Source organism: Neobacillus niacini, assembly GCF_030817695.1.
Classification (GTDB): Bacteria; Bacillota; Bacilli; order Bacillales; family Cytobacillaceae; genus Neobacillus; species Neobacillus niacini_F.
The window spans coordinates 982,258-1,003,680 of sequence record NZ_JAUSZQ010000002.1; the positions used below are offsets into that span (position 1 = coordinate 982,258).

Here is a 21,423-nt window from a genome sequence, read left to right on the forward strand (position 1 = left end):
GAAATAATGATGGCTTATAACAAAGTGCAAAATGCAACGAATCGTACATTTGAAAGAACGTTACCATATGACAAATATACAGACCCTAAAGTATTGGAAAAAGAAATGGATGTTGTTTTTTCAAAATCATGGCAGCTTGTTGGTCATGTCAGTCAAGTAGAAAAGCCAGGGGACTTTTTTACCGTTGATGTAGCCGGTGAGCCGATTATTGTAAACCGCGGAAAAGATGAAGTGATACGCGCTTTTTACAATGTTTGTCCCCATCGTGCGACAAAGCTAGAAAGAACAGAGGCTGGAAACAAGAAAATCTTGCAATGCGGGTATCATGGATGGACTTTCAAACTTGATGGTCAGTTGAATAAAGCTCCTAACTTTCGCGGGGAAGATGCGGCTTGTGTGAAAGATGCGTGTTTACGATCTGTCTCCATCGGTATTATGGAATCCTTAATTTTCGTGAATCTTGATGATAACGCAAAGCCATTAAGCGAGTCATTTGGCGATTTCTTTGAAAAATTGAGCAAGTTCCCATTCTTAAGTGAGTTAAAAAGAACTCACCAAAGAACACGTGTGATAAAAGCAAACTGGAAGGCTTATATCGACAACTATTTAGAATGTGACCATTGCCATGTTGCCCATCCAGGTTTCGTTGCAGCCCTGGATATGAATAATTACCAAATTATCACATGTGACAATTATTCGATCCAAGGTACCATTGTAAAACCAGATAAAAAGTATGGGACGGTTAATCTAGATGAAGCTGAAATGCAAGGCGGTTCTTTTTACTGGTTGTGGCCGAATTTGATGGTGACGATTTATCCGGGACCTGGTAATATGGCTACCATTCAAATGATTCCAATTGATCACGAAACCTCTATGGCTGTTTATACCTATTATTTCCGTGATGAAAATTTGACGCAAGAAGAAAAAGACTTAGTGGCATTTGCAGAACAGGTTCGCCAGGAGGATATTGAACTTGTAGAGCTGGAGCAAATTGGCTTCCGGTCCCGTGCATTTAATAAAGGCAGATATTCATCCTCAGAAAAAGCGATATTACAATTTCATGAAATGGTATTGGAGGCCCTCAATGAGTAAAAATGTGAGTGAATTAACGTCGACGAAACAGTTCCTATTGATCAATGGACAAAAAGTAGAAGCAGCGAAATTTGCACCACTGTACTCCCCTTATTCTGGTGAGGAAATCGCCCAAATCGCGATGGCAGATACAGAGCTTACGAAAAAAGCAATCGAAGCTGCTTACAACGCGCGTGGGGTAATGGCGAAAATGCCGGCCTATAAACGGGCAGAGATTTTGGAAACGGTTGTTACTCTTTTAAAAGAAAGAGCGGATGAAGCAGCTGAAATTATTACCCGTGAATCCGCCAAACCCATTATGTTTTCAAAGGCAGAAGTGGCAAGAACCATTGAAACGTATAAGTTTGCCGCGGAAGAAGCAAAACGAATTCATGGTGAAACGATTCCTTTTGATGCGGCAACAGGCGGTGTCGGCCGTTTCGGATATACGCTAAGAGAACCGATTGGCGTAATTGGAGCCATTACACCGTTTAACTTTCCGATGAACCTTGTTGCTCATAAAGTGGGGCCTGCGATTGCGGCAGGAAACACGATTGTATTAAAACCTGCATCACAGACACCACTTTCTGCGCTCTTTATTGCAGAACTCTTTCTTGAGGCAGGTCTTCCAGCAGGTGCCCTAAATGTGGTGACTGGCCCTGGTGGTACAGTGGGTGAAGCGATTGTGGAAGATGATCGAGTGAACATGGTTACCTTTACGGGAAGCCCAAGTGTAGGAATTGGTATCCGCAGTAAAGCTGGATTAAAAAAGACAACATTGGAGCTTGGTTCCAATTCTGCCTTAATTATTGATAAAGACACTGACATTGATCAAATTATCGATCGTTGTATCATGGGAGCATTCTCTAACCAAGGACAAGTATGTATTTCCTTACAGCGCGTGTATGCCCATGAAGAGGTGTATGGAGAATTTGTATCGAAATTTACCGCAGCAACGAAGCAATTGAAAATTGGTGACCCATTTGACCCGGAAACTTATATTTCATCATTAATTTCAAAAGGAGAAGCAGATCGTGTATTAAGCTGGATTGACGAAACGGAGGGCAGCACTGCCACAATCGCAACAGGAGGAAAGCTGAAGGACGGTATTCTTGAGCCAACGATTATTACTGATGCAGACCACGATTTAAAGGTATCATGCCAGGAAGCTTTTGCACCGGTTGTGGTTGTGAACAAAGTAAAATCAGTAGAAGAAGCGATTAAAGAAGTAAATAACTCCCGTTTTGGACTTCAAGCTGGTATTTATACAAATAGTGTAAAAAATGCTCTTTTTGCTTCGCAGGAATTACATGTAGGCGGTGTTATTATTAATGACATCCCAACATATCGTGTGGATCAAATGCCATACGGCGGTGTAAAAGAAAGTGGTACAGGCCGTGAGGGTATTAAATATGCAGTCGAAGAAATGACCGAAATGAAATTAGTTGTCTGGAATCATAGTTAAAAATAAGGGGAGTTAACGTCATGAAAATATTAAAAATTGCGGTAATTGCGGGTGATGGTGTTGGGCCGGAAGTGATTAATGAGGGAATCAACGTTTTAAATAAAGTGGCCGGCATCGATTCAAGCTTCAAATTTGAGTTCACCTATTTTCCATGGGGCTGTGAGTTTTATTCGAAACATGGAAAAATGATGGATGATGATGGTATTGAGCAGTTAAAAGAGTTTGACGCGATATACTTGGGAGCGGTTGGTTTTCCTGGCGTCCCTGACCATATTTCCTTGTGGGATTTATTGCTGAAGATTCGAAAAAGCTTTGATCAGTATGTGAATATACGCCCTGTGACATTATTAAAAGGAGCAAAAACCGCTTTAAACGATGTGAAGCGGGAGGATATTAATATGCTGTTTATCCGTGAAAACAGTGAAGGGGAATATTCCGGTGCTGGAGATTGGCTGTTTAAAGGGCAAGAACACGAAGTAGTTTTACAAAACAGTGTTTTTTCCAGAAAGGGAACAGAGCGGATTATCCGTTATGCGTTTGAAACGGCCAAAAAAGAAGGAAGGTCCCTGACGAGTATATCGAAGGGAAATGCTTTGAATTATTCGATGGTTTTTTGGGATCAAGTTTTTGAAGAAGTGAGTGCGGAGTATCCTGAAGTAAAAACGGCGTCGTATCTTGTCGATGCAGCGGCAATGCTGATGATAAAAGACCCGAAGCGATTTGAAGTGGTCGTCACATCCAACTTGTTTGGCGACATATTGACTGATCTAGGTGCTGCTATTGCCGGAGGAATTGGACTGGCAGCGGGGGCAAATATTAATCCGGAAAGAGACTATCCATCCATGTTCGAGCCTATTCATGGTTCAGCACCAGACATAGCGGGTCGAGGGATTGCGAATCCATTAGCGACAATTTGGTCAGCAAGTCAAATGCTCGACTTCTTCGGCTATGAAGTATATGGAAAGATGGTGCTTGATGCCATTGAACAGCTTTTAACAGAAGGGCAAGTCTTAACACCTGATATGAATGGCACGGCTTCAACCTCTGAAGTAGCGGACAGGATTATTGAAATCATTGAATCTACTGTTCCATCAAACACGTTAAACGTGTAAAATGTGTGATATCACGTGATGATCGTTCCTCATGTGATATCACGCCAACTCAAATTTTCAAAATATTCTTTCGATATATACGTTTTTTTACCATATTTAGAAATCGCTTACATTGAAAAAATCTAATCTAAAAGGAGTGTTTATATGAACGGTAAGAAAACCGTATTCCATTTCTCATTGGCCATCAGTTTAGCCTTAATCAGTATCGGGATCTTTGCACCGAAACAATTGGAGAACTTTTCAAACTCTTCGCTAAACTTTATCTATAATAATTTAGGATGGTTTATTCTCGGCAGTGTTTTTATCTTCTTTGCCTTTTGTATGCATATTGGGTTATCGAGGTTTGGGAAAATCCGCTTAGGTGATGATACGGATCGCCCCGAATTTAAAACAAGTACATGGATTGCCATGCTATTCGCCGCTTCTATCGGGATTAGTCTCGTGTTTTGGGGAGTTGCTGAACCTGTATCCTACTATATTGATCCTCCGTTCGGAAAGGCATCCTCCGAACAATCGGCAAAGCTTGCGATGCAATTTGTTTACCTGCACTGGGGTGTTTCAGCCTGGGCCTGTTATGCGGTTGTAGGTGTTTCACTAGCATTCTTCCAATTTCGAAAAAAACTGCCTTCTTCCTTAAGTTCTACCTTTTACCCGTTGGTAGGAGACAGAATTAAAGGCAGGTTCGGCAAATTTATTGATATCGTTGTTACCCTTTCGATCGTAATTGGAATTGCAACATCACTGGGCTTTGGAACCTTACAAGTAAATAGCGGGATGAATTATCTATGGGGTATTCCGGTAGGATTTCTTACCCAGGTGATCATCATTGTCGTCGTAACGGCACTCTATCTTGGATCATCTGTTTCAGGGCTGCAAAGCGGCATGAAATACTTATCTAATTTGAATATGGCTCTCGCTTTTCTTTTATTAGCATTTATGCTGGTACTTGGACCAACTCAATCGATTTTAAAAATCTTTTTACAAGGGATTGGGGATTATGCCCAAAACTTTATTGGTATGTCCTTCAGAACGGAGCCTTATAATGATGGATCATGGATTGGAAGCTGGACACTATTCTATTTTGGCTGGTGGATTGCCTGGGCACCGCTTGTAGGAAGCTTTGTGGCGAGGATTTCTAAGGGACGAACCATTAAAGAATTTATGATGGGGGCCATCTTTATCCCCGTTCTTGGTTCCTTCTTGTGGTTTGCTGTTATGGGAGGATCAGCTCTTGATCTCATCCAAAATCAGGGTAAAACGGCCATTGCGGAGGCTGTATCATCGGATGTAACATCTGCACTGTTTAAATTCTTTGAATACTTCCCGATGAGTACATTCCTAAGTATACTAGCGATGGTTCTTGTGCTAATTTTCTTTATTACATCCGCGGATTCAGCTATTTTTGTACTTGGGATGATTAGTGAAAATGGTAATCCGAATCCTACTCAGACGACTAAAATCATTTGGGGCGTCATCATCGCAGCAGTTTCCGCTGTGTTAATTATGACAGGTGGTTTGTCTGGCTTACAATCAGCCCTCGTGGCAACATCGATACCGCTAGCAGTCCTCATGTTAGTTATGTGTTATTCTACCTATAAAGGGCTGACAAACGAATTGAAAATCATGTCAGCGAAAAATGAACAGCCAGTCACCGTAAAGAATAAAATAACTCAAAGAAAGCATAGCGATGCATTGTAAGCACATTTGAGGGGAACTCGTCAGCAGACGAGTTCTTTTTCCGTGCATCGTTTCAGTGAAAAAGGCGCTCTATGTTAAAAAAATTAGGACAAGGGATTTTTAGCCCCTTGTCCTTACTAGTTTTTTTAATGACTACTACGTTTCCGATTTTTTAAAAAGGCAATTGCTAAGAGCAGTAAGGGTACACCAACAAGGAAGAACGGGTGCAAATAGCGTGTAACAAATTTTAACCCTTCTTTTAAATGCTCAGCATAGCTGCTTGCGATTGTGACAGACATGAACAAAACAACCATCCCCATGGGATAGGTTAACATTGAAGGTTCTTTTATCTTGAAAATAACTGCGGTACTTGCAACGGCAGCATAAAAATATATGCTTACCTTAAAAAAGATACAGATGACCAGAGCTATCATGAAAAAAACATCAAGACGTTCAAGGAATTCTGCCACTTGTATGCTTTGAATGGTACTTAAAAGCGGAAATTGCGAACGAGAAGCAAGGTCAACACCCAATACACCAATGTTAATCGCCATGGTAATGGTAAGATTAATTCCGCTCAGCAAGATTGCAAATAAACCTATTTTTTTCACACTTTTTCTTTTTGTTATATAGGGGAAAATCATTGAAAAAACAATGGCTTCACCGAATGGAAAATATAAGGTTTGAGTAAATACTACTTTGGCTACAGGAAAAATGCCTTCCTCTAGTATAGGTTTTAAATTATTCATATCAATCAGCCCAGAAAAGACAATGAGTATAAAACCAGTAATTGCAAGAAAATAGATAGAAACAAAAAATAATTCTCCGGTCCTTGCAACTACCTCAATACCTTTGCTAACAGAATAAATAATAACCAGCATCAATAAAGCATTTACAATTAATAAGGGTGTTTCAAGATAGGCAAAGGTCAGGAGCATTTCTCCAAAATCGCGAAGTACCCTGGCCGCCGTATACATAAAGAAAATAATATAACTAAAGGCAAGGAGTGTACCTACTATTTTCCCAAGAAGCTTTTGCATGTATTCCGGGGGCACTAGCTCTGGATAATAAAGAAATAAACGGTAATTTACCCAGAATAAGAATAGACCTCCTACCATTCCAAGGAGAATGGCCAGCCATGCGTCTTGTTTGGCATCAATTGCCAACGGTACCAAAATTGCGCTGCCGAGTTCAAATAACAAGATTAGGACAAAAAGCTGGTATAAGCTTATTTTTGCCTTTTCCACGCTTTTGTCACATCCTTTTCATCCTTTTTTATTATTACTTATGGCTCTTTTCTTATCTTTGTTGTTTTTTGAAACAAAATTTAAAGATTGAAGCTAGAGCATCTGCAGAAAATCAGAAATATTTTAAAAGAAAAGAGCCAGCAAACTAAATTCAAAAGCTTAAAATAACTATTTCCACGTTAAAATCGGCTTTAAGATTTTAACAATCTTTACGAATATAGCCCTACTTATTAACCTGGTGGGGGTTGTTACGCAATCCTGTACGACGAATAAAGGCATCAACAACGATATCTGTTTTAACTTCTGGAAAATAAATATCATTCCATTCAGTTGCCATTTTTTCCCATTCCTTAGGGTTTGTTCGATGAAGAGCTTCTCCAAAACCAAAAATATCAGATTTATTTTTTTGGGCCTGCTTTACAGCCATACTAATCTCTTTTTTAATTTCCTTTTCAATTACTTTTTCTATTTTTAAAAGAACATCAGGGTTATTAAGGTCTATGGGTAATCTTGCCTCACCAATATTTCCCTCCGCACGAACATCAATTGATACGCGGGGCTTTCCTTTTTCCATTTTTACACTTACCTTTGTTTTTTGTCTGATTAATTCATATATCATCGCCTCGTCTTTTCCTTCCCACTTTATAGCAATTGCAGATGCATTTAATTTGTCGAGGAGGAATACAGACCCTCTTGCAGTCTCACCATCAATCCATGCGACTAACTTCCCGGTTTTAAATATCGCAAGACTCCCTGCGTAAATTAAGGAGGAGGGTTCTGTTTGCTGGGTATTCTCCACTTTTCCCCCTTTATCTGTATCTCCGCTTACACGAAATCCCGAAACAACTAGTTCCTTCCCAGGCGAGACAAGTGTCTTTATTGTATCTTGCATATTAACAGAGATATTTTCTCCCCATGTTCTTTCCGTGAATTTTAACGTTTTGATTACTTTATTTGCTGGGATTTTATCTATTGCTGTCAACACTTTAACGATGTCGGAAGCATTCGATCCCTGGGCAATCACAATAATGGCTGTACTCCGGAACTCCGCATCTCGTTCAAGTGGATCAAGAATGTCGCTGATGGATTCCTCTTTTGCAAGGTCTTCACCAATGACAACTAAATTGGTATGCGCATAATACAGTCTTCTTGACAATTTACGGGATGTCCTTCTGCTTAATTCGACAATACTATCTCCTGTTCCCGTTACGACGGAAACGGGAGGTCCTTGACTTCCGCCGCCGCCTTGCATGCCGCCAGTAACGTTACCTGGATTGATAATTTGCAAGGTGCCAACATATCTGCCTTCTTCATTCTTGTCTATTCCAATGGCAGCCACAATAGCTAAGTCGGTTAATTCCTTCCTGCTCCAACAACCTGATAAAAGGAGGATACTAACGATAAAAACTAGGAAAAGCAATAATCGTTCACTGTTCATCTCGGTCACCTTTTTCTATAACAGAGTTGACCATCCCCCTGCCTTCAGGAGGTTGAGGTTTCTGGTTATCTCCTACCCGCTGCTCATTATCACTGGTAAAAAGCTTTGGTCGTTTTTTTTGTGCCCACATTGGCAGACGGACAATGGTATCGCCGAGGTTTGCCAGGATAAGGGGAGCCATAGGGGTTAAATATGGTACCCCAAAAGATCGCAGACTGCATAAATGTACAGCTAAAATAATGACCCCTAAAATGATCCCATAAAAACCAAAGGTTGCAGCGGCAAACATAAATCCAAAGCGGATTAATCGTGCGGAGATAGCCACCGCAAAAGCAGGAGTTGCAAAATTGGCTATTGCAGTAATGGCAACTATAATAACCATTGCAGGGGAAACAATACCTGCTTGTACCGCTGCCTGACCAATAACTAGCGCACCAACGATTGAGATGGCTGAACCTACAGCTCTAGGCATCCTTACCCCTGCTTCACGGAGGATTTCAAAAGCCACTTCCATAATCAATGCTTCGAACAACGCAGGAAAAGGCACTGCTTCCCTCTGGGCAGCGATCGCAACCAACAGCTGTGTTGGGATCATCTCTTGGTGAAAGGTTGTCGCCGCGATATAAGCAGCCGGTGCAATAATTGAGATAAAGAATATTAAAATCCTTAAGAATCTTAGTGCAGTTGCAATATCAGCCCGGCCATAATAATCTTCTACCGACTGGAAAAATTGGATAAAAACAGCCGGTGCAATCAGGACAAATGGTGTTCCATTAACAATGATCGCAACCCTGCCTTCAAGTAGATTACCTGCGACCATATCCGGCCTTTCTGTATGATAGAGGGTGGGAAATGTCGTAAATGCCTGGTCTTCGATAAGCTGTTCAATATAACCAGATTCAAGAATACTATCGATTTCAATTCTTTGTAATCGATTCCGGACCTCTTCAACAATTTCATCCTTTGCAATGCCTTTTATATACATAATGGAAACATCTGTTTTCGTGACACTGCCAATCTTCATATTTTCCAGCCATAAATTGGGGTTTTGAATACGTCTTCGAATTAAAGCGGTATTGGTACGAATGGATTCGGTAAACCCATCTCTCGGACCCCGAACGGTTACTTGGCTGCCAGGTTCTTGAATGGAACGCTGCTCCCCGCCTCTGGTGCTGGCACTAAGTGCTTTTTTTGCACCATCAACCAGAATAATACTTTCACCGGACATTAAAGACAGGTACAAGTTGTCCCAATCCGTAATTTCTTTTACATCACCCAGGGCTACTACCTCTTCAAATAGGATTTCAAAAATAGGCCGGCTGTTGTGATTGGGACGATGCTTCATAATCGATTCAATCAAAAAATCATTAATCGCCTTACTATCTGCAATCCCTTCTACAAAAACAACCGCTGCACTTTTGCCATCCCCAAGCTGTAATTTTCGGATGACAACATCAATGCTATTACCTGTTTTTTCTTTTATGTAGTTTATTTGATCCTGTATAGAACTATGAATGGCTTTGGATGGCTGTTCGTTATGTTCTGCCTGTTTCTTTTGTATTTTTAACTTTTTCATTTTTTTGGATAGGGAAAATAGAGACATTGTCACTAAACCTTTCCTGCTTTTTTCTTATTTTCCACTAATTTTAAAAAGGTATTCCTCATTTTCTAAAAAGTACCAGTGGGCTTTCATCAGGAATGAGGAATTATAAGAAAATGAAAATAATTTTTATTACAATTACGATGTTAACCATATTAATCAGTTGTTCCTTTGGAATCGATCTTTTGTTGGGATTTGAAATGAAAACTGCTTTACGTAATGCCGTAAGCCCATTTCGAGTCATGGAGGTTCCCGAATACTTTGTATTTATCTTTCTGATAGCCATTTATTTTCTAAAGAAGCTATATTCTTTAATGAATAAATGGATAAGCAGAAAACTGTCAAAGATGTTGGGGGAGGGATCATAGAAAATCAGGAGACGGTTTCCGATAAAGGGCTCCGTTTTCGGTGTTTCCTTATTAAAAGACACAAGAATTGCTATACGTCTTTTTGATTTCTACGAAATGGCACACTTATCGGTTGGGGGGATTAGGTTAGATTAGATTAAGCACCTGAGCTGATAACTAGACGGAAAATTTCCGCTTAATTAGTAATTATTTTTAAAAAAGGCTTTAAATAGACGGAGAGATTCCGCCTATTGGCTCGGAAAATTCGAAAATGAGGGATTTTGCTTTGCATAAGCGGAAAACCTCCGCTTATATACCCCGAAACGAGCTCAATTCTGCATTTAACCGGAAAATCTCCGCTTATTTTACCTGTACTGGTTACTCAATTAAGGACAAGACATGAGTTTTATCTCTAAAGCTACTTCACCAAAACAATCAATACCGGTAATATGAAAAAGGACAATAGGGTTGTCCAAAGAATCGTTGTAGTTAATACTTTTGGTGACGCGTCAAACTTTTCTGCTAGAATGCCTGCGTTGATCGCAACGGGCATGCATGATAATACTAAGAGAGTGGAGAACATTACTCCTTCAATTTTTAATAGATGTAAGCATAATAAGGCAATCAGCGGGGCGATTAATAATCTCATGCCCATGCCTGTCCAAAAGGTGATCCGTGTATTCCTGGTGATACTTTCTGTTTTTACATTGGCCATTTGTGCTCCTAAGACAGCTAGAACAATGGGTGGGTAGGCTTCTGCAATCATGGAAACTCCGGTGGACAGACCACCTGGCAGGGTTAAATCAAATGTACGTAACACCATGGCTAGCAATACGGCATAAATAGCCGGTAGGGCAAACACCGATTTTAACGCATTTTTTATTGTAAAATGAGATCGTGCTGCAAAGAAGATTCCTAACGTATGCATCATGACCATCTGCATTACAATGAAAACGGAGGCCTTTTCAAGCCCCAGCTGACCAAAAGCAAGCAAGGTGAGTGGGATTCCATAGTTGACCGCATTGGTGAATGAGGAAATCAAGGTTAACCCAGCTATATCATTGGCTGGCAGTTTGAGTAATTTGCCTAAAAGGTTAGCAACAACTGCAAGTAAAATAAGATTTAATAGGGAATAAGCAAGAGTCAAATAGACATCCTCACGCGATAGTCGCGACTCCATTAATGTATCAAAAATCAAGAACGGAGTTATGTAATATAAGGTAAAGTTTAAAAGCGGCTTGATTTCCAGCCTCCCAAACCTACTAAGCAAGACCCCAGCTATGACAGGTAAAGAGAGCGGTACAATCACATCAAAAAGCGTGGCAAAAATTTCGGCTAACATAAAAAACTTCCTCTCTAATTAACAAACTATCATTTAATGTGAAGCATATTAAATGGCAAGACCAAAACATGTTTCTTCAAATTGTATATTTAATTATATAATAATAGATTTTCTCTTCATAATAAGATTTTAATTCCTATAATCATGCCACGACATATATTAATCAAAGTAATTATATTGTAAGTTTATTTTTTGACTTCATATGGACTCAGTTTTGGTTATTGCTTAAAATGAACAGATATTGTTTTCTTAAGAAAGGTTTTGAAGAAATGTTATTCCGAAAAAAAGAAAACTTTCTATTGCATAAGAGAATCAAAGGTGTTATTATTGGGAAGTTGCTTTTAACGCCGATTTTACTAGTTAAAAGTGAGAACAAAAAAGTTAAATTATTATATTGACATAATAATAGAGCGGTGATATGATAGTATCACTGTCGCTTAAGACGTGTTAAATTGCTCTTTGAAAACTAAACAAACAAGAACGTCAACAAACAAATTTTTTTAGCTTTTATTAAAAGCTAAGCCAACGTAACAAATGAGCTAAATCAACTTTCTTGGAGAGTTTGATCCTGGCTCAGGACGAACGCTGGCGGCGTGCCTAATACATGCAAGTCGAGCGAATCTTAAGGTGCTTGCACCTTTTGATTAGCGGCGGACGGGTGAGTAACACGTGGGCAACCTGCCTGTAAGACTGGGATAACTTCGGGAAACCGGAGCTAATACCGGATAATCCTTTTCCTCTCATGAGGAAAAGCTGAAAGTCGGTTTACGCTGACACTTACAGATGGGCCCGCGGCGCATTAGCTAGTTGGTGAGGTAACGGCTCACCAAGGCGACGATGCGTAGCCGACCTGAGAGGGTGATCGGCCACACTGGGACTGAGACACGGCCCAGACTCCTACGGGAGGCAGCAGTAGGGAATCTTCCGCAATGGACGAAAGTCTGACGGAGCAACGCCGCGTGAGCGATGAAGGCCTTCGGGTCGTAAAGCTCTGTTGTTAGGGAAGAACAAGTACCGGAGTAACTGCCGGTACCTTGACGGTACCTAACCAGAAAGCCACGGCTAACTACGTGCCAGCAGCCGCGGTAATACGTAGGTGGCAAGCGTTGTCCGGAATTATTGGGCGTAAAGCGCGCGCAGGCGGTCCTTTAAGTCTGATGTGAAAGCCCACGGCTCAACCGTGGAGGGTCATTGGAAACTGGGGGACTTGAGTACAGAAGAGGAAAGCGGAATTCCACGTGTAGCGGTGAAATGCGTAGAGATGTGGAGGAACACCAGTGGCGAAGGCGGCTTTCTGGTCTGTAACTGACGCTGAGGCGCGAAAGCGTGGGGAGCAAACAGGATTAGATACCCTGGTAGTCCACGCCGTAAACGATGAGTGCTAAGTGTTAGAGGGTTTCCGCCCTTTAGTGCTGCAGCTAACGCATTAAGCACTCCGCCTGGGGAGTACGGCCGCAAGGCTGAAACTCAAAGGAATTGACGGGGGCCCGCACAAGCGGTGGAGCATGTGGTTTAATTCGAAGCAACGCGAAGAACCTTACCAGGTCTTGACATCCTCTGACACTCCTAGAGATAGGACGTTCCCCTTCGGGGGACAGAGTGACAGGTGGTGCATGGTTGTCGTCAGCTCGTGTCGTGAGATGTTGGGTTAAGTCCCGCAACGAGCGCAACCCTTGTTCTTAGTTGCCAGCATTCAGTTGGGCACTCTAAGGAGACTGCCGGTGACAAACCGGAGGAAGGTGGGGATGACGTCAAATCATCATGCCCCTTATGACCTGGGCTACACACGTGCTACAATGGATGGTACAAAGGGCTGCAAGACCGCGAGGTTTAGCCAATCCCATAAAACCATTCTCAGTTCGGATTGTAGGCTGCAACTCGCCTACATGAAGCCGGAATCGCTAGTAATCGCGGATCAGCATGCCGCGGTGAATACGTTCCCGGGCCTTGTACACACCGCCCGTCACACCACGAGAGTTTGTAACACCCGAAGTCGGTGGGGTAACCGCAAGGAGCCAGCCGCCTAAGGTGGGACAGATGATTGGGGTGAAGTCGTAACAAGGTAGCCGTATCGGAAGGTGCGGCTGGATCACCTCCTTTCTAAGGATAATGCAGTCCTTGTGGACTGATAAAACGTTGACTGTTACTTGTTTGTTTAGTTTTGAGGGAGTAATTCTCTCAAAGCTTTTTTTAATCGTTCTTTGAAAACTAGATAATCGTAAGAAGAAGTCAAAGTAAAACCGAGAATCGCCATTTTAGTTTTTCTCTCTTATTTTAATAAGAGTATAACCATTTAGGTTAAGTTAGAAAGGGCGCACGGTGGATGCCTTGGCACTAGGAGCCGATGAAGGACGGGACTAACACCGATATGCTTCGGGGAGCTGTAAGTAAGCTTTGATCCGGAGATTTCCGAATGGGGGAACCCACTGCTCGTAATGGAGCAGTATCTTTACCTGAATACATAGGGTATTGAAGGCAGACCCGGGGAACTGAAACATCTAAGTACCCGGAGGAAGAGAAAGCAAACGCGATTCCCTGAGTAGCGGCGAGCGAAACGGGACATAGCCCAAACCAAGAGGCTTGCCTCTTGGGGTTGTAGGACACTCAACATGGAGTTACAAAGGAACGGGGTAGATGAAGCGATCTGGAAAGGTCCGTCATAGAAGGTAAAAACCCTGTAGTTGAAACTTCGTTCCCTCCTGAGTGGATCCTGAGTACGGCCGGACACGTGAAATCCGGTCGGAAGCTGGGAGGACCATCTCCCAAGGCTAAATACTCCCTAGTGACCGATAGTGAACCAGTACCGTGAGGGAAAGGTGAAAAGCACCCCGGAAGGGGAGTGAAAGAGATCCTGAAACCGTGTGCCTACAAGTAGTCAGAGCCCGTTTATGGGTGATGGCGTGCCTTTTGTAGAATGAACCGGCGAGTTACGATCCCATGCAAGGTTAAGTTGAAGAGACGGAGCCGCAGCGAAAGCGAGTCTGAATAGGGCGTATGAGTATGTGGTCGTAGACCCGAAACCAGGTGATCTACCCATGTCCAGGGTGAAGTCCAGGTAACACTGGATGGAGGCCCGAACCCACGCACGTTGAAAAGTGCGGGGATGAGGTGTGGGTAGCGGAGAAATTCCAATCGAACTTGGAGATAGCTGGTTCTCTCCGAAATAGCTTTAGGGCTAGCCTCACGTTGTAAGAGTCTTGGAGGTAGAGCACTGTTTGGACTAGGGGCCCTCATCGGGTTACCGAATTCAGACAAACTCCGAATGCCAAAGACTTATCCGTGGGAGTCAGACTGCGAGTGATAAGATCCGTAGTCAAAAGGGAAACAGCCCAGACCACCAGCTAAGGTCCCAAAGTTTACGTTAAGTGGAAAAGGATGTGGAGTTGCTTAGACAACCAGGATGTTGGCTTAGAAGCAGCCACCATTTAAAGAGTGCGTAATAGCTCACTGGTCGAGTGACTCTGCGCCGAAAATGTACCGGGGCTAAACGTAACACCGAAGCTGTGGATTGACACCGTATGGTGTCAGTGGTAGGAGAGCGTTCTAAGGGCGTTGAAGCTAGACCGTAAGGACTGGTGGAGCGCTTAGAAGTGAGAATGCCGGTATGAGTAGCGAAAGATGGGTGAGAATCCCATCCACCGTATGCCTAAGGTTTCCTGAGGAAGGCTCGTCCTCTCAGGGTTAGTCGGGACCTAAGCCGAGGCCGAAAGGCGTAGGCGATGGACAACAGGTTGATATTCCTGTACCACCTCTTTATCGTTTGAGTGATGGGGGGACGCAGGAGGATAGGGTAAGCGCACTGTTGGATATGTGCGTGTAAGCAGTTAGGCTGGTAAGTAGGAAAATCCGCTTACCATTAAGGCTGAGCTGTAATGCCGAGGGAAATATAGTACCGAAGTTCCTGATTCCACACTGCCAAGAAAAGCCTCTAGCGAGATAAAAGGTGCCCGTACCGCAAACCGACACAGGTAGGCGAGGAGAGAATCCTAAGGTGAGCGAGAGAACTCTCGTTAAGGAACTCGGCAAAATGACCCCGTAACTTCGGGAGAAGGGGTGCTTTTTGAGGTGAATAGCCTCGAAGAGCCGCAGTGAATAGGCCCAGGCGACTGTTTAGCAAAAACACAGGTCTCTGCGAAGCCGCAAGGCGAAGTATAGGGGCTGACGCCTGCCCGGTGCTGGAAGGTTAAGAGGAGGGGTTAGCTGCTAAGCGAAGCTCTGAATCGAAGCCCCAGTAAACGGCGGCCGTAACTATAACGGTCCTAAGGTAGCGAAATTCCTTGTCGGGTAAGTTCCGACCCGCACGAAAGGCGTAACGATCTGGGCACTGTCTCAACGAGAGACTCGGTGAAATTATAGTACCTGTGAAGATGCAGGTTACCCGCGACAGGACGGAAAGACCCCGTGGAGCTTTACTGTAGCCTGATATTGAATTTTGGTACAGCTTGTACAGGATAGGTAGGAGCCTGAGAAGCCGGAGCGCCAGCTTCGGTGGAGGCGTCGGTGGGATACTACCCTGGCTGTATTGAAATTCTAACCCTCACCCCTGATCGGGGTGGGAGACAGTGTCAGGTGGGCAGTTTGACTGGGGCGGTCGCCTCCTAAAGAGTAACGGAGGCGCCCAAAGGTTCCCTCAGAATGGTTGGAAATCATTCGCAGAGTGTAAAGGCACAAGGGAGCTTGACTGCGAGACCTACAAGTCGAGCAGGGACGAAAGTCGGGCTTAGTGATCCGGTGGTTCCGCATGGAAGGGCCATCGCTCAACGGATAAAAGCTACCCCGGGGATAACAGGCTTATCTCCCCCAAGAGTCCACATCGACGGGGAGGTTTGGCACCTCGATGTCGGCTCATCGCATCCTGGGGCTGTAGTCGGTCCCAAGGGTTGGGCTGTTCGCCCATTAAAGCGGTACGCGAGCTGGGTTCAGAACGTCGTGAGACAGTTCGGTCCCTATCCGTCGTGGGCGCAGGAAATTTGAGAGGAGCTGTCCTTAGTACGAGAGGACCGGGATGGACGCACCGCTGGTGTACCAGTTGTCTTGCCAAAGGCATCGCTGGGTAGCTATGTGCGGACGGGATAAGTGCTGAAAGCATCTAAGCATGAAGCCCCCCTCAAGATGAGATTTCCCATAGCGTCAAGCTAGTAAGAACCCTGAAAGATGATCAGGTTGATAGGTCAGAGGTGGAAGCGTGGTAACATGTGGAGCTGACTGATACTAATCGTTCGAGGACTTAACCAAATAGAAAAGCGGAGGCGACTGTTCAACTTCGATAGACGTTGGAGAGCCGGCACTGCAAATCCCGGTTTTGGATTTGCGGGGACGGATTGAAACGGCCGAGAAGTTAGGAGCCGCAGCTGGACAATATTTAAGGTGAACTCGTTTTACAAACTTCTTCTGAAATTATCTAGTTTTGAGGGAATGATACCTCAATTTAATAGTCTGGCAGCAATGGCGAGAAGGTCACACCCGTTCCCATACCGAACACGGAAGTTAAGCTTCTCAGCGCCGATGGTAGTTGGGACTTTGTCCCTGTGAGAGTAGGACGTTGCCAGGCTACCCCTTTGGGGCTATTTTTTTGCTCAAAATCTATTACGGCCCCTTGGTCAAGTGGTTAAGACACCTCCCTTTCACGGAGGTAACACGGGTTCGAATCCCGTAGGGGTCACCAACGTTTTTTCGCGATAGAGAAAATAACGTTCCATCGCGATAGCGAAAAATAACATTCCACTAACGTTAGCGAAACTAACTTTCCTTTCAAGCCAGCGTTAAGAACATTCATTTATGTGGAGGATTAGCTCAGCTGGGAGAGCATCTGCCTTACAAGCAGAGGGTCGGCGGTTCGATCCCGTCATCCTCCACCAAAGTTTTTTCACGATAGTGAAAATAACTTTCAATATTTCTCAAAGTGAAAATAATTTACCATATACGCCGGGGTAGCTCAATTGGTAGAGCAACTGACTTGTAATCAGTAGGTTGGGGGTTCAAGTCCTCTCGCCGGCACCATGCTTCTTACATCTAAGAACTATTTGTATGAGCCATTAGCTCAGTTGGTAGAGCATCTGACTTTTAATCAGAGGGTCGAAGGTTCGAGTCCTTCATGGCTCACCAAGTTTTTTGCCCAGCAAAATAACTTTCTATATGCGGGTGTGGCGGAATTGGCAGACGCACCAGACTTAGGATCTGGCGCCGCAAGGCGTGGGGGTTCGACTCCCTTCACCCGCACTTAGGTTTTTTTAACTGTAAAATATGCGGAAGTAGTGCAGAGGCATTATTTTTTTTAAGCTAATAGTTATTATAATATTGCGCCCGTAGCTCAATTGGATAGAGTGTCTGACTACGGATCAGAAGGTTATGGGTTCGACTCCTTTCGGGCGCGCCATATATTACGGGAAGTAGCTCAGCTTGGTAGAGCACTTGGTTTGGGACCAAGGGGTCGCAGGTTCGAATCCTGTCTTCCCGACCATGCAAGCCTATTAAATATACATGGGGCCTTAGCTCAGCTGGGAGAGCGCCTGCTTTGCACGCAGGAGGTCAGCGGTTCGATCCCGCTAGGCTCCACTTATTCGGAGGAATACCCAAGTCCGGCTGAAGGGATCGGTCTTGAAAACCGACAGGCGGGTTAAACCGCGCGGGGGTTCGAATCCCTCTTCCTCCGCCATTAGTGTTAGCTAGTTTCAAATTGGTCCGGTAGTTCAGTTGGTTAGAATGCCTGCCTGTCACGCAGGAGGTCGCGGGTTCGAGTCCCGTCCGGACCGCCATTTTTATATCAGTAGGTAACTCTACTGTTGATATAGATATAGTTTGTATGGCTCAGTAGCTCAGTCGGTAGAGCAAAGGACTGAAAATCCTTGTGTCGGCGGTTCGATTCCGTCCTGAGCCATCATTTTTTTTAGGATCTTATTGTTCTTATATATATGGAGGGGTAGCGAAGTGGCTAAACGCGGCGGACTGTAAATCCGCTCCCTCAGGGTTCGGCGGTTCGAATCCGTCCCCCTCCACCAAGTTATTTTCATTAGAAAATAACCAAAGTTTTTTGACGAAGGTGAAAATAACCAATATGGCGATTGTGGCGAAGTGGTTAACGCACCTGATTGTGGTTCAGGCATTCGTGGGTTCGATTCCCATCAGTCGCCCCATTTATCTTGATAAAAAGAGTTAACTCTTTAACAGTTGGGCAGCATAGCCAAGTGGTAAGGCAGAGGTCTGCAAAACCTTTATCCCCGGTTCAAATCCGGGTGCTGCCTCCAAATTTTAATAATATGCGGGTGTAGTTTAGTGGTAAAACCTCAGCCTTCCAAGCTGATGTTGTGAGTTCGATTCTCATCACCCGCTCCAAATAAGGGCCTATAGCTCAGCTGGTTAGAGCGCACGCCTGATAAGCGTGAGGTCGATGGTTCGAGTCCATTTAGGCCCACTAGAACTTTTTGCGAAGCAAAATCGTTAGAATATATGCGACAGCAAAATAACTTCCATTGTTCCGCAGTAGCTCAGTGGTAGAGCTATCGGCTGTTAACCGATCGGTCGTAGGTTCGAGTCCTACCTGCGGAGCCATAACTTTAAATAATTTGATATTCATACATAAAACAAAACCCCCTTTAAGAAAATAGCTAAATTCTTAAAGGGGGTTTTCTTTGTCTATATACCGCCTTGGGTTTTCAGTGCGACTTAATCTACATTTAATATCCCTTTAGGAATGGTACGTACTTCTTTTATTTCCTCTTTGTACTTCGACTTCACTTTTTAACCCTTTCACTAATGAGAAGCACATGACGATCATGATAATCGCAAAAGGGAGTGCTGCAGCAATGGAAGCTGTTTGTAATACGTTCAACCCGCCAGCCAAAAGTAAAACAGCTGCCAAAGCCGATTGAATGACACCCCATGTCATTTTTATTTTATTTGAGGGATTTAATGTACCGCCTTCACTTAGCATTCCTAAAACAAAGGTTGCGGTATCGGCGACCGTTATATAATAAATCGCTACAACCGCAAACCCTAAAATACTTAACACCGAACTTAATGGTAGATAATCAAAGAATGTAAAGATAGACAATGAAACGTTTTCAGTAATATTTTTTGCCAGGTCATGGTTGCCTTTGTTTTGAACAAGCTCAAGCGCGGAGCCTCCAAATATGGACATCCAGAGACAGGTTCCGAGGGTGGGAACAACCAATACGCCAATAACAAATTCCCTTACTGTCCTTCCTTTTGAAACCCTGGCAATAAACATCCCCACAAATGGTGCCCAGGCAATCCACCATGCCCAGTAAAAAAGCGTCCAAGAGGCAATCCATTCTCCTTCACCAAAGGGCTTTAGCCTTAAACTCATATGTATAAAGTCACTAATGTAAAGACCTGTTGTATTAAAAAAGACTTTAATTACAGTCAGCGTTGGACCTACGATTAGAATTAGCAGCATAATCGTAAAAGATAAGATCATCGCTGCATTGGATAAGTACTGGATACCCCTTTCTAATCCTGTATTAATAGAAATAATAAAAATAACTGTTGCCACCACAATTACAATCATTTGGACAAATAACTGATTAGGAACACCGAATATGTCATGCATTCCGGCTGTCACCTGCATGGCACCAAGGCCTAAAGAAGTTGCGATACCAAAGACTGTTGCAAAGATGGATAGGATATCAATTGTTTTTCCAATCGGTCCGTAAATTCTGTCTCCTAATATCGGATGGAAGGCCGAACTTATGGCTGCCGGAAGCCTTTTGTTATATTGAAAAAAAGCAAGTGCCAGCCCTATTACCGTATAAATGGCCCAAGGATCAAGGCCCCAATGGAAAAATGTATATTTCATCGCCGTATTGGCTGCGTCAACCGTATAAGCTTCTCCATAAGGAGGGGTTGTATAGTGCGTTACAGGTTCGGCGACACTCCAGTAAACAATTCCGATTCCCATCCCAGCACCAAATAGCATGGCAAGCCAAGAGGCAGTGTTAAAATCAGGACGGTCTGTTTTCTTACCCAGCCGAATATCACCAAATCTAGAAAACAATAAATAAATTGAAAAAATAACAAAAAATAGGGTAGCACCAAGATACACCCAACCAAGGTAATCGATCGAACCGTTATAAATAATATCGGTAACTTTGGCGAGATTATCGGTAAAAAAAACTCCCCAAACAATAAAAATGAGCGTAAGTATTAATGATATGATAAATACACTGTTTCCCATATTCTTTTTGTTGTCCATGGAATCCTCCTAGTAAAACGTGGTGTCAGATATATTATTTTAAAAATCATCACTTATCAAGGAGGTTATATAGAAATTCCCACTTTTCCGTGTTCATCAACTCAACCTGAGTAATCTCTAATCCGCCTCCGAGGTAAACGGTTTGGTCACTGATGGCGACCACCATTGCTTCAACAACAGAGTCGTTGCCCTTCTTTTTATAGATGTCTCCTAACGAAGGCAGCTGATCGCTGCTGGGCAGACCTAGGATTCCGATGTCGTTCAAGCTCTCGTCTTCATCATTTGCCTTGTCTTTATAATCGATAGGATTACTACCAGCCGCACGGCCAGGTACCATTAATAAATACTCATTATGTTTAACCCCGTGAGAATTACTCGTGATAACCCCTTTGTTATCTGCCGTTTCAACCAATTCAATTTCATTTAATGAATAGGTATCAAGGGAATCGGGCATTGGGTTGTTTATAAGGATATAATCTCCTGCTTCCGCATTTCTGTCTTTTCTGAGTGTATATGCCTTATGATTAAAAATAAAGCTGTCATATTCCATTGGCTTGCATTTTTCAACGCTTGCGGCATTGGTGATTTGCTGTGTTAAGTCTCTAAGCTTAATAAGATGCACGGAAAGTTTATACATGGGTTTTACTCCATATACCTTATGCAACTCATTGTTAAAATAAACAAATTGTCCTTTTCTCACTTGATACAGTTTCACAGATCAATCTCCCTTCAACAACACTATATGATAAAATTGTAAGAAGAAAATTTAATTCTATTATTAGGTTGTCTTAGAATTGAAGATACTATTCTGTTAGAAGGCGAGGGGAAGGGAAGGTGGAAAAAGGATTCAGCTGGGGAAAAAGAAAAAAGCCGCCATACTATCGGTCAAGATAGTACAGCGACATTTTTTATT

Annotated in this window: 10 protein-coding genes, 17 tRNA genes and 3 rRNA genes; 24 read left to right on the forward strand and 6 right to left on the reverse strand. The window is 43.2% G+C overall.

The window, feature by feature from the left end:
- Positions 1 to 9 precede the first annotated feature (9 nt).
- The 4 genes from QFZ28_RS05070 (at position 10) to QFZ28_RS05085 (ending at position 5,346) form a co-directional block, all read left to right on the forward strand.
- Complete coding sequence (locus QFZ28_RS05070) at positions 10 to 1,092, forward strand: aromatic ring-hydroxylating oxygenase subunit alpha (protein ID WP_307193649.1); 1,083 nt, start codon at positions 10 to 12, stop codon at positions 1,090 to 1,092.
- The gene (locus QFZ28_RS05075) at positions 1,085 to 2,536 is read left to right on the forward strand and encodes an aldehyde dehydrogenase family protein (RefSeq protein WP_307193650.1); all 1,452 of its coding nucleotides are present in this window, start codon (positions 1,085 to 1,087) and stop codon (positions 2,534 to 2,536) included. The genes QFZ28_RS05070 and QFZ28_RS05075 overlap by 8 nt, the downstream gene beginning before the upstream one ends.
- 20 nt (positions 2,537 to 2,556) lie before the next feature.
- The gene (locus QFZ28_RS05080; RefSeq protein WP_307193651.1) at positions 2,557 to 3,648 is read left to right on the forward strand and encodes a tartrate dehydrogenase; all 1,092 of its coding nucleotides are present in this window, start codon (positions 2,557 to 2,559) and stop codon (positions 3,646 to 3,648) included.
- Between the two features lie 144 nt (positions 3,649 to 3,792).
- Positions 3,793 to 5,346 (forward strand): BCCT family transporter, encoded by a 1,554-nt coding sequence (locus QFZ28_RS05085; RefSeq protein ID WP_307193652.1) that lies wholly within the window; start codon positions 3,793 to 3,795, stop codon positions 5,344 to 5,346.
- Positions 5,347 to 5,471: 125 nt separating this feature from the next.
- On the opposite strand, the gene QFZ28_RS05090 is transcribed toward QFZ28_RS05085, so the two are convergent.
- The 4 genes from QFZ28_RS05090 to QFZ28_RS05105 form a co-directional block, all read right to left on the reverse strand.
- Positions 5,472 to 6,572, reverse strand: a complete 1,101-nt coding sequence (locus QFZ28_RS05090; protein ID WP_307193653.1) for a GerAB/ArcD/ProY family transporter — start codon at positions 6,570 to 6,572, stop codon at positions 5,472 to 5,474.
- A 223-nt stretch (positions 6,573 to 6,795) separates the two neighbouring features.
- Positions 6,796 to 8,010 (reverse strand): Ger(x)C family spore germination protein, encoded by a 1,215-nt coding sequence (locus QFZ28_RS05095; RefSeq protein WP_307193654.1) that lies wholly within the window; start codon positions 8,008 to 8,010, stop codon positions 6,796 to 6,798.
- Positions 8,000 to 9,586 carry a spore germination protein gene (locus tag QFZ28_RS05100; RefSeq protein ID WP_307193655.1) on the reverse strand — a complete coding sequence of 529 codons (1,587 nt, stop codon included), beginning with the start codon at positions 9,584 to 9,586 and terminating at the stop codon, positions 8,000 to 8,002. Before QFZ28_RS05100 ends, QFZ28_RS05095 begins: the two co-directional genes overlap by 11 nt.
- A 789-nt stretch (positions 9,587 to 10,375) precedes the next feature.
- The gene (locus QFZ28_RS05105) at positions 10,376 to 11,299 is read right to left on the reverse strand and encodes an AEC family transporter (protein ID WP_307193656.1); all 924 of its coding nucleotides are present in this window, start codon (positions 11,297 to 11,299) and stop codon (positions 10,376 to 10,378) included.
- Positions 11,300 to 11,849: 550 nt separating this feature from the next.
- On the opposite strand from QFZ28_RS05105, the gene QFZ28_RS05110 reads away from it, so the two are divergent.
- From QFZ28_RS05110 to QFZ28_RS05205, 20 genes are all read left to right on the forward strand, one after another.
- A 16S ribosomal RNA gene (locus QFZ28_RS05110) occupies positions 11,850 to 13,399 on the forward strand.
- A gap of 196 nt (positions 13,400 to 13,595) precedes the next feature.
- Positions 13,596 to 16,534, forward strand: a 23S ribosomal RNA gene (locus QFZ28_RS05115).
- Between the two features lie 200 nt (positions 16,535 to 16,734).
- Positions 16,735 to 16,850 (forward strand): 5S ribosomal RNA (gene rrf / locus QFZ28_RS05120).
- Together the 16S, 23S and 5S rRNA genes with 17 tRNA genes alongside form the textbook arrangement of a ribosomal RNA operon.
- A 39-nt stretch (positions 16,851 to 16,889) precedes the next feature.
- Positions 16,890 to 16,964, forward strand: a tRNA-Glu gene (locus tag QFZ28_RS05125).
- A gap of 117 nt (positions 16,965 to 17,081) precedes the next feature.
- Positions 17,082 to 17,157, forward strand: a tRNA-Val gene (locus QFZ28_RS05130).
- A gap of 66 nt (positions 17,158 to 17,223) precedes the next feature.
- Positions 17,224 to 17,299: transfer RNA gene (locus QFZ28_RS05135), tRNA-Thr, on the forward strand.
- A gap of 29 nt (positions 17,300 to 17,328) precedes the next feature.
- Positions 17,329 to 17,404: transfer RNA gene (locus QFZ28_RS05140), tRNA-Lys, on the forward strand.
- Between the two features lie 32 nt (positions 17,405 to 17,436).
- Positions 17,437 to 17,518, forward strand: a tRNA-Leu gene (locus QFZ28_RS05145).
- A gap of 80 nt (positions 17,519 to 17,598) precedes the next feature.
- Positions 17,599 to 17,675 (forward strand) — tRNA-Arg (locus tag QFZ28_RS05150).
- Between the two features lie 7 nt (positions 17,676 to 17,682).
- Positions 17,683 to 17,759: transfer RNA gene (locus QFZ28_RS05155), tRNA-Pro, on the forward strand.
- A 22-nt stretch (positions 17,760 to 17,781) separates the two neighbouring features.
- A tRNA-Ala gene (locus QFZ28_RS05160) sits at positions 17,782 to 17,854 on the forward strand.
- Positions 17,855 to 17,861: 7 nt separating this feature from the next.
- Positions 17,862 to 17,954: transfer RNA gene (locus tag QFZ28_RS05165), tRNA-Ser, on the forward strand.
- A gap of 23 nt (positions 17,955 to 17,977) precedes the next feature.
- Positions 17,978 to 18,054, forward strand: a tRNA-Asp gene (locus tag QFZ28_RS05170).
- Between the two features lie 49 nt (positions 18,055 to 18,103).
- Positions 18,104 to 18,176: transfer RNA gene (locus tag QFZ28_RS05175), tRNA-Phe, on the forward strand.
- Positions 18,177 to 18,212: 36 nt separating this feature from the next.
- Positions 18,213 to 18,297: transfer RNA gene (locus tag QFZ28_RS05180), tRNA-Tyr, on the forward strand.
- 59 nt (positions 18,298 to 18,356) lie between these two features.
- Positions 18,357 to 18,432, forward strand: a tRNA-His gene (locus QFZ28_RS05185).
- A 37-nt stretch (positions 18,433 to 18,469) separates the two neighbouring features.
- A tRNA-Cys gene (locus QFZ28_RS05190) sits at positions 18,470 to 18,543 on the forward strand.
- 14 nt (positions 18,544 to 18,557) lie between these two features.
- Positions 18,558 to 18,631 (forward strand) — tRNA-Gly (locus tag QFZ28_RS05195).
- Between the two features lie 5 nt (positions 18,632 to 18,636).
- Positions 18,637 to 18,710, forward strand: a tRNA-Ile gene (locus tag QFZ28_RS05200).
- Between the two features lie 62 nt (positions 18,711 to 18,772).
- Positions 18,773 to 18,847 (forward strand) — tRNA-Asn (locus QFZ28_RS05205).
- Positions 18,848 to 18,983: 136 nt separating this feature from the next.
- Here the strand turns inward: QFZ28_RS05205 and QFZ28_RS05210 are convergent.
- Both QFZ28_RS05210 and QFZ28_RS05215 read right to left on the reverse strand, forming a co-directional pair.
- A complete protein-coding gene (locus QFZ28_RS05210; protein WP_307193657.1) occupies positions 18,984 to 20,510 on the reverse strand; it encodes a glycine betaine uptake BCCT transporter in 1,527 nt (508 codons plus the stop codon).
- Between the two features lie 49 nt (positions 20,511 to 20,559).
- Positions 20,560 to 21,225, reverse strand: a complete 666-nt coding sequence (locus QFZ28_RS05215; protein WP_307193658.1) for a hypothetical protein — start codon at positions 21,223 to 21,225, stop codon at positions 20,560 to 20,562.
- Between the last annotated feature and the right edge of the window lie 198 nt (positions 21,226 to 21,423).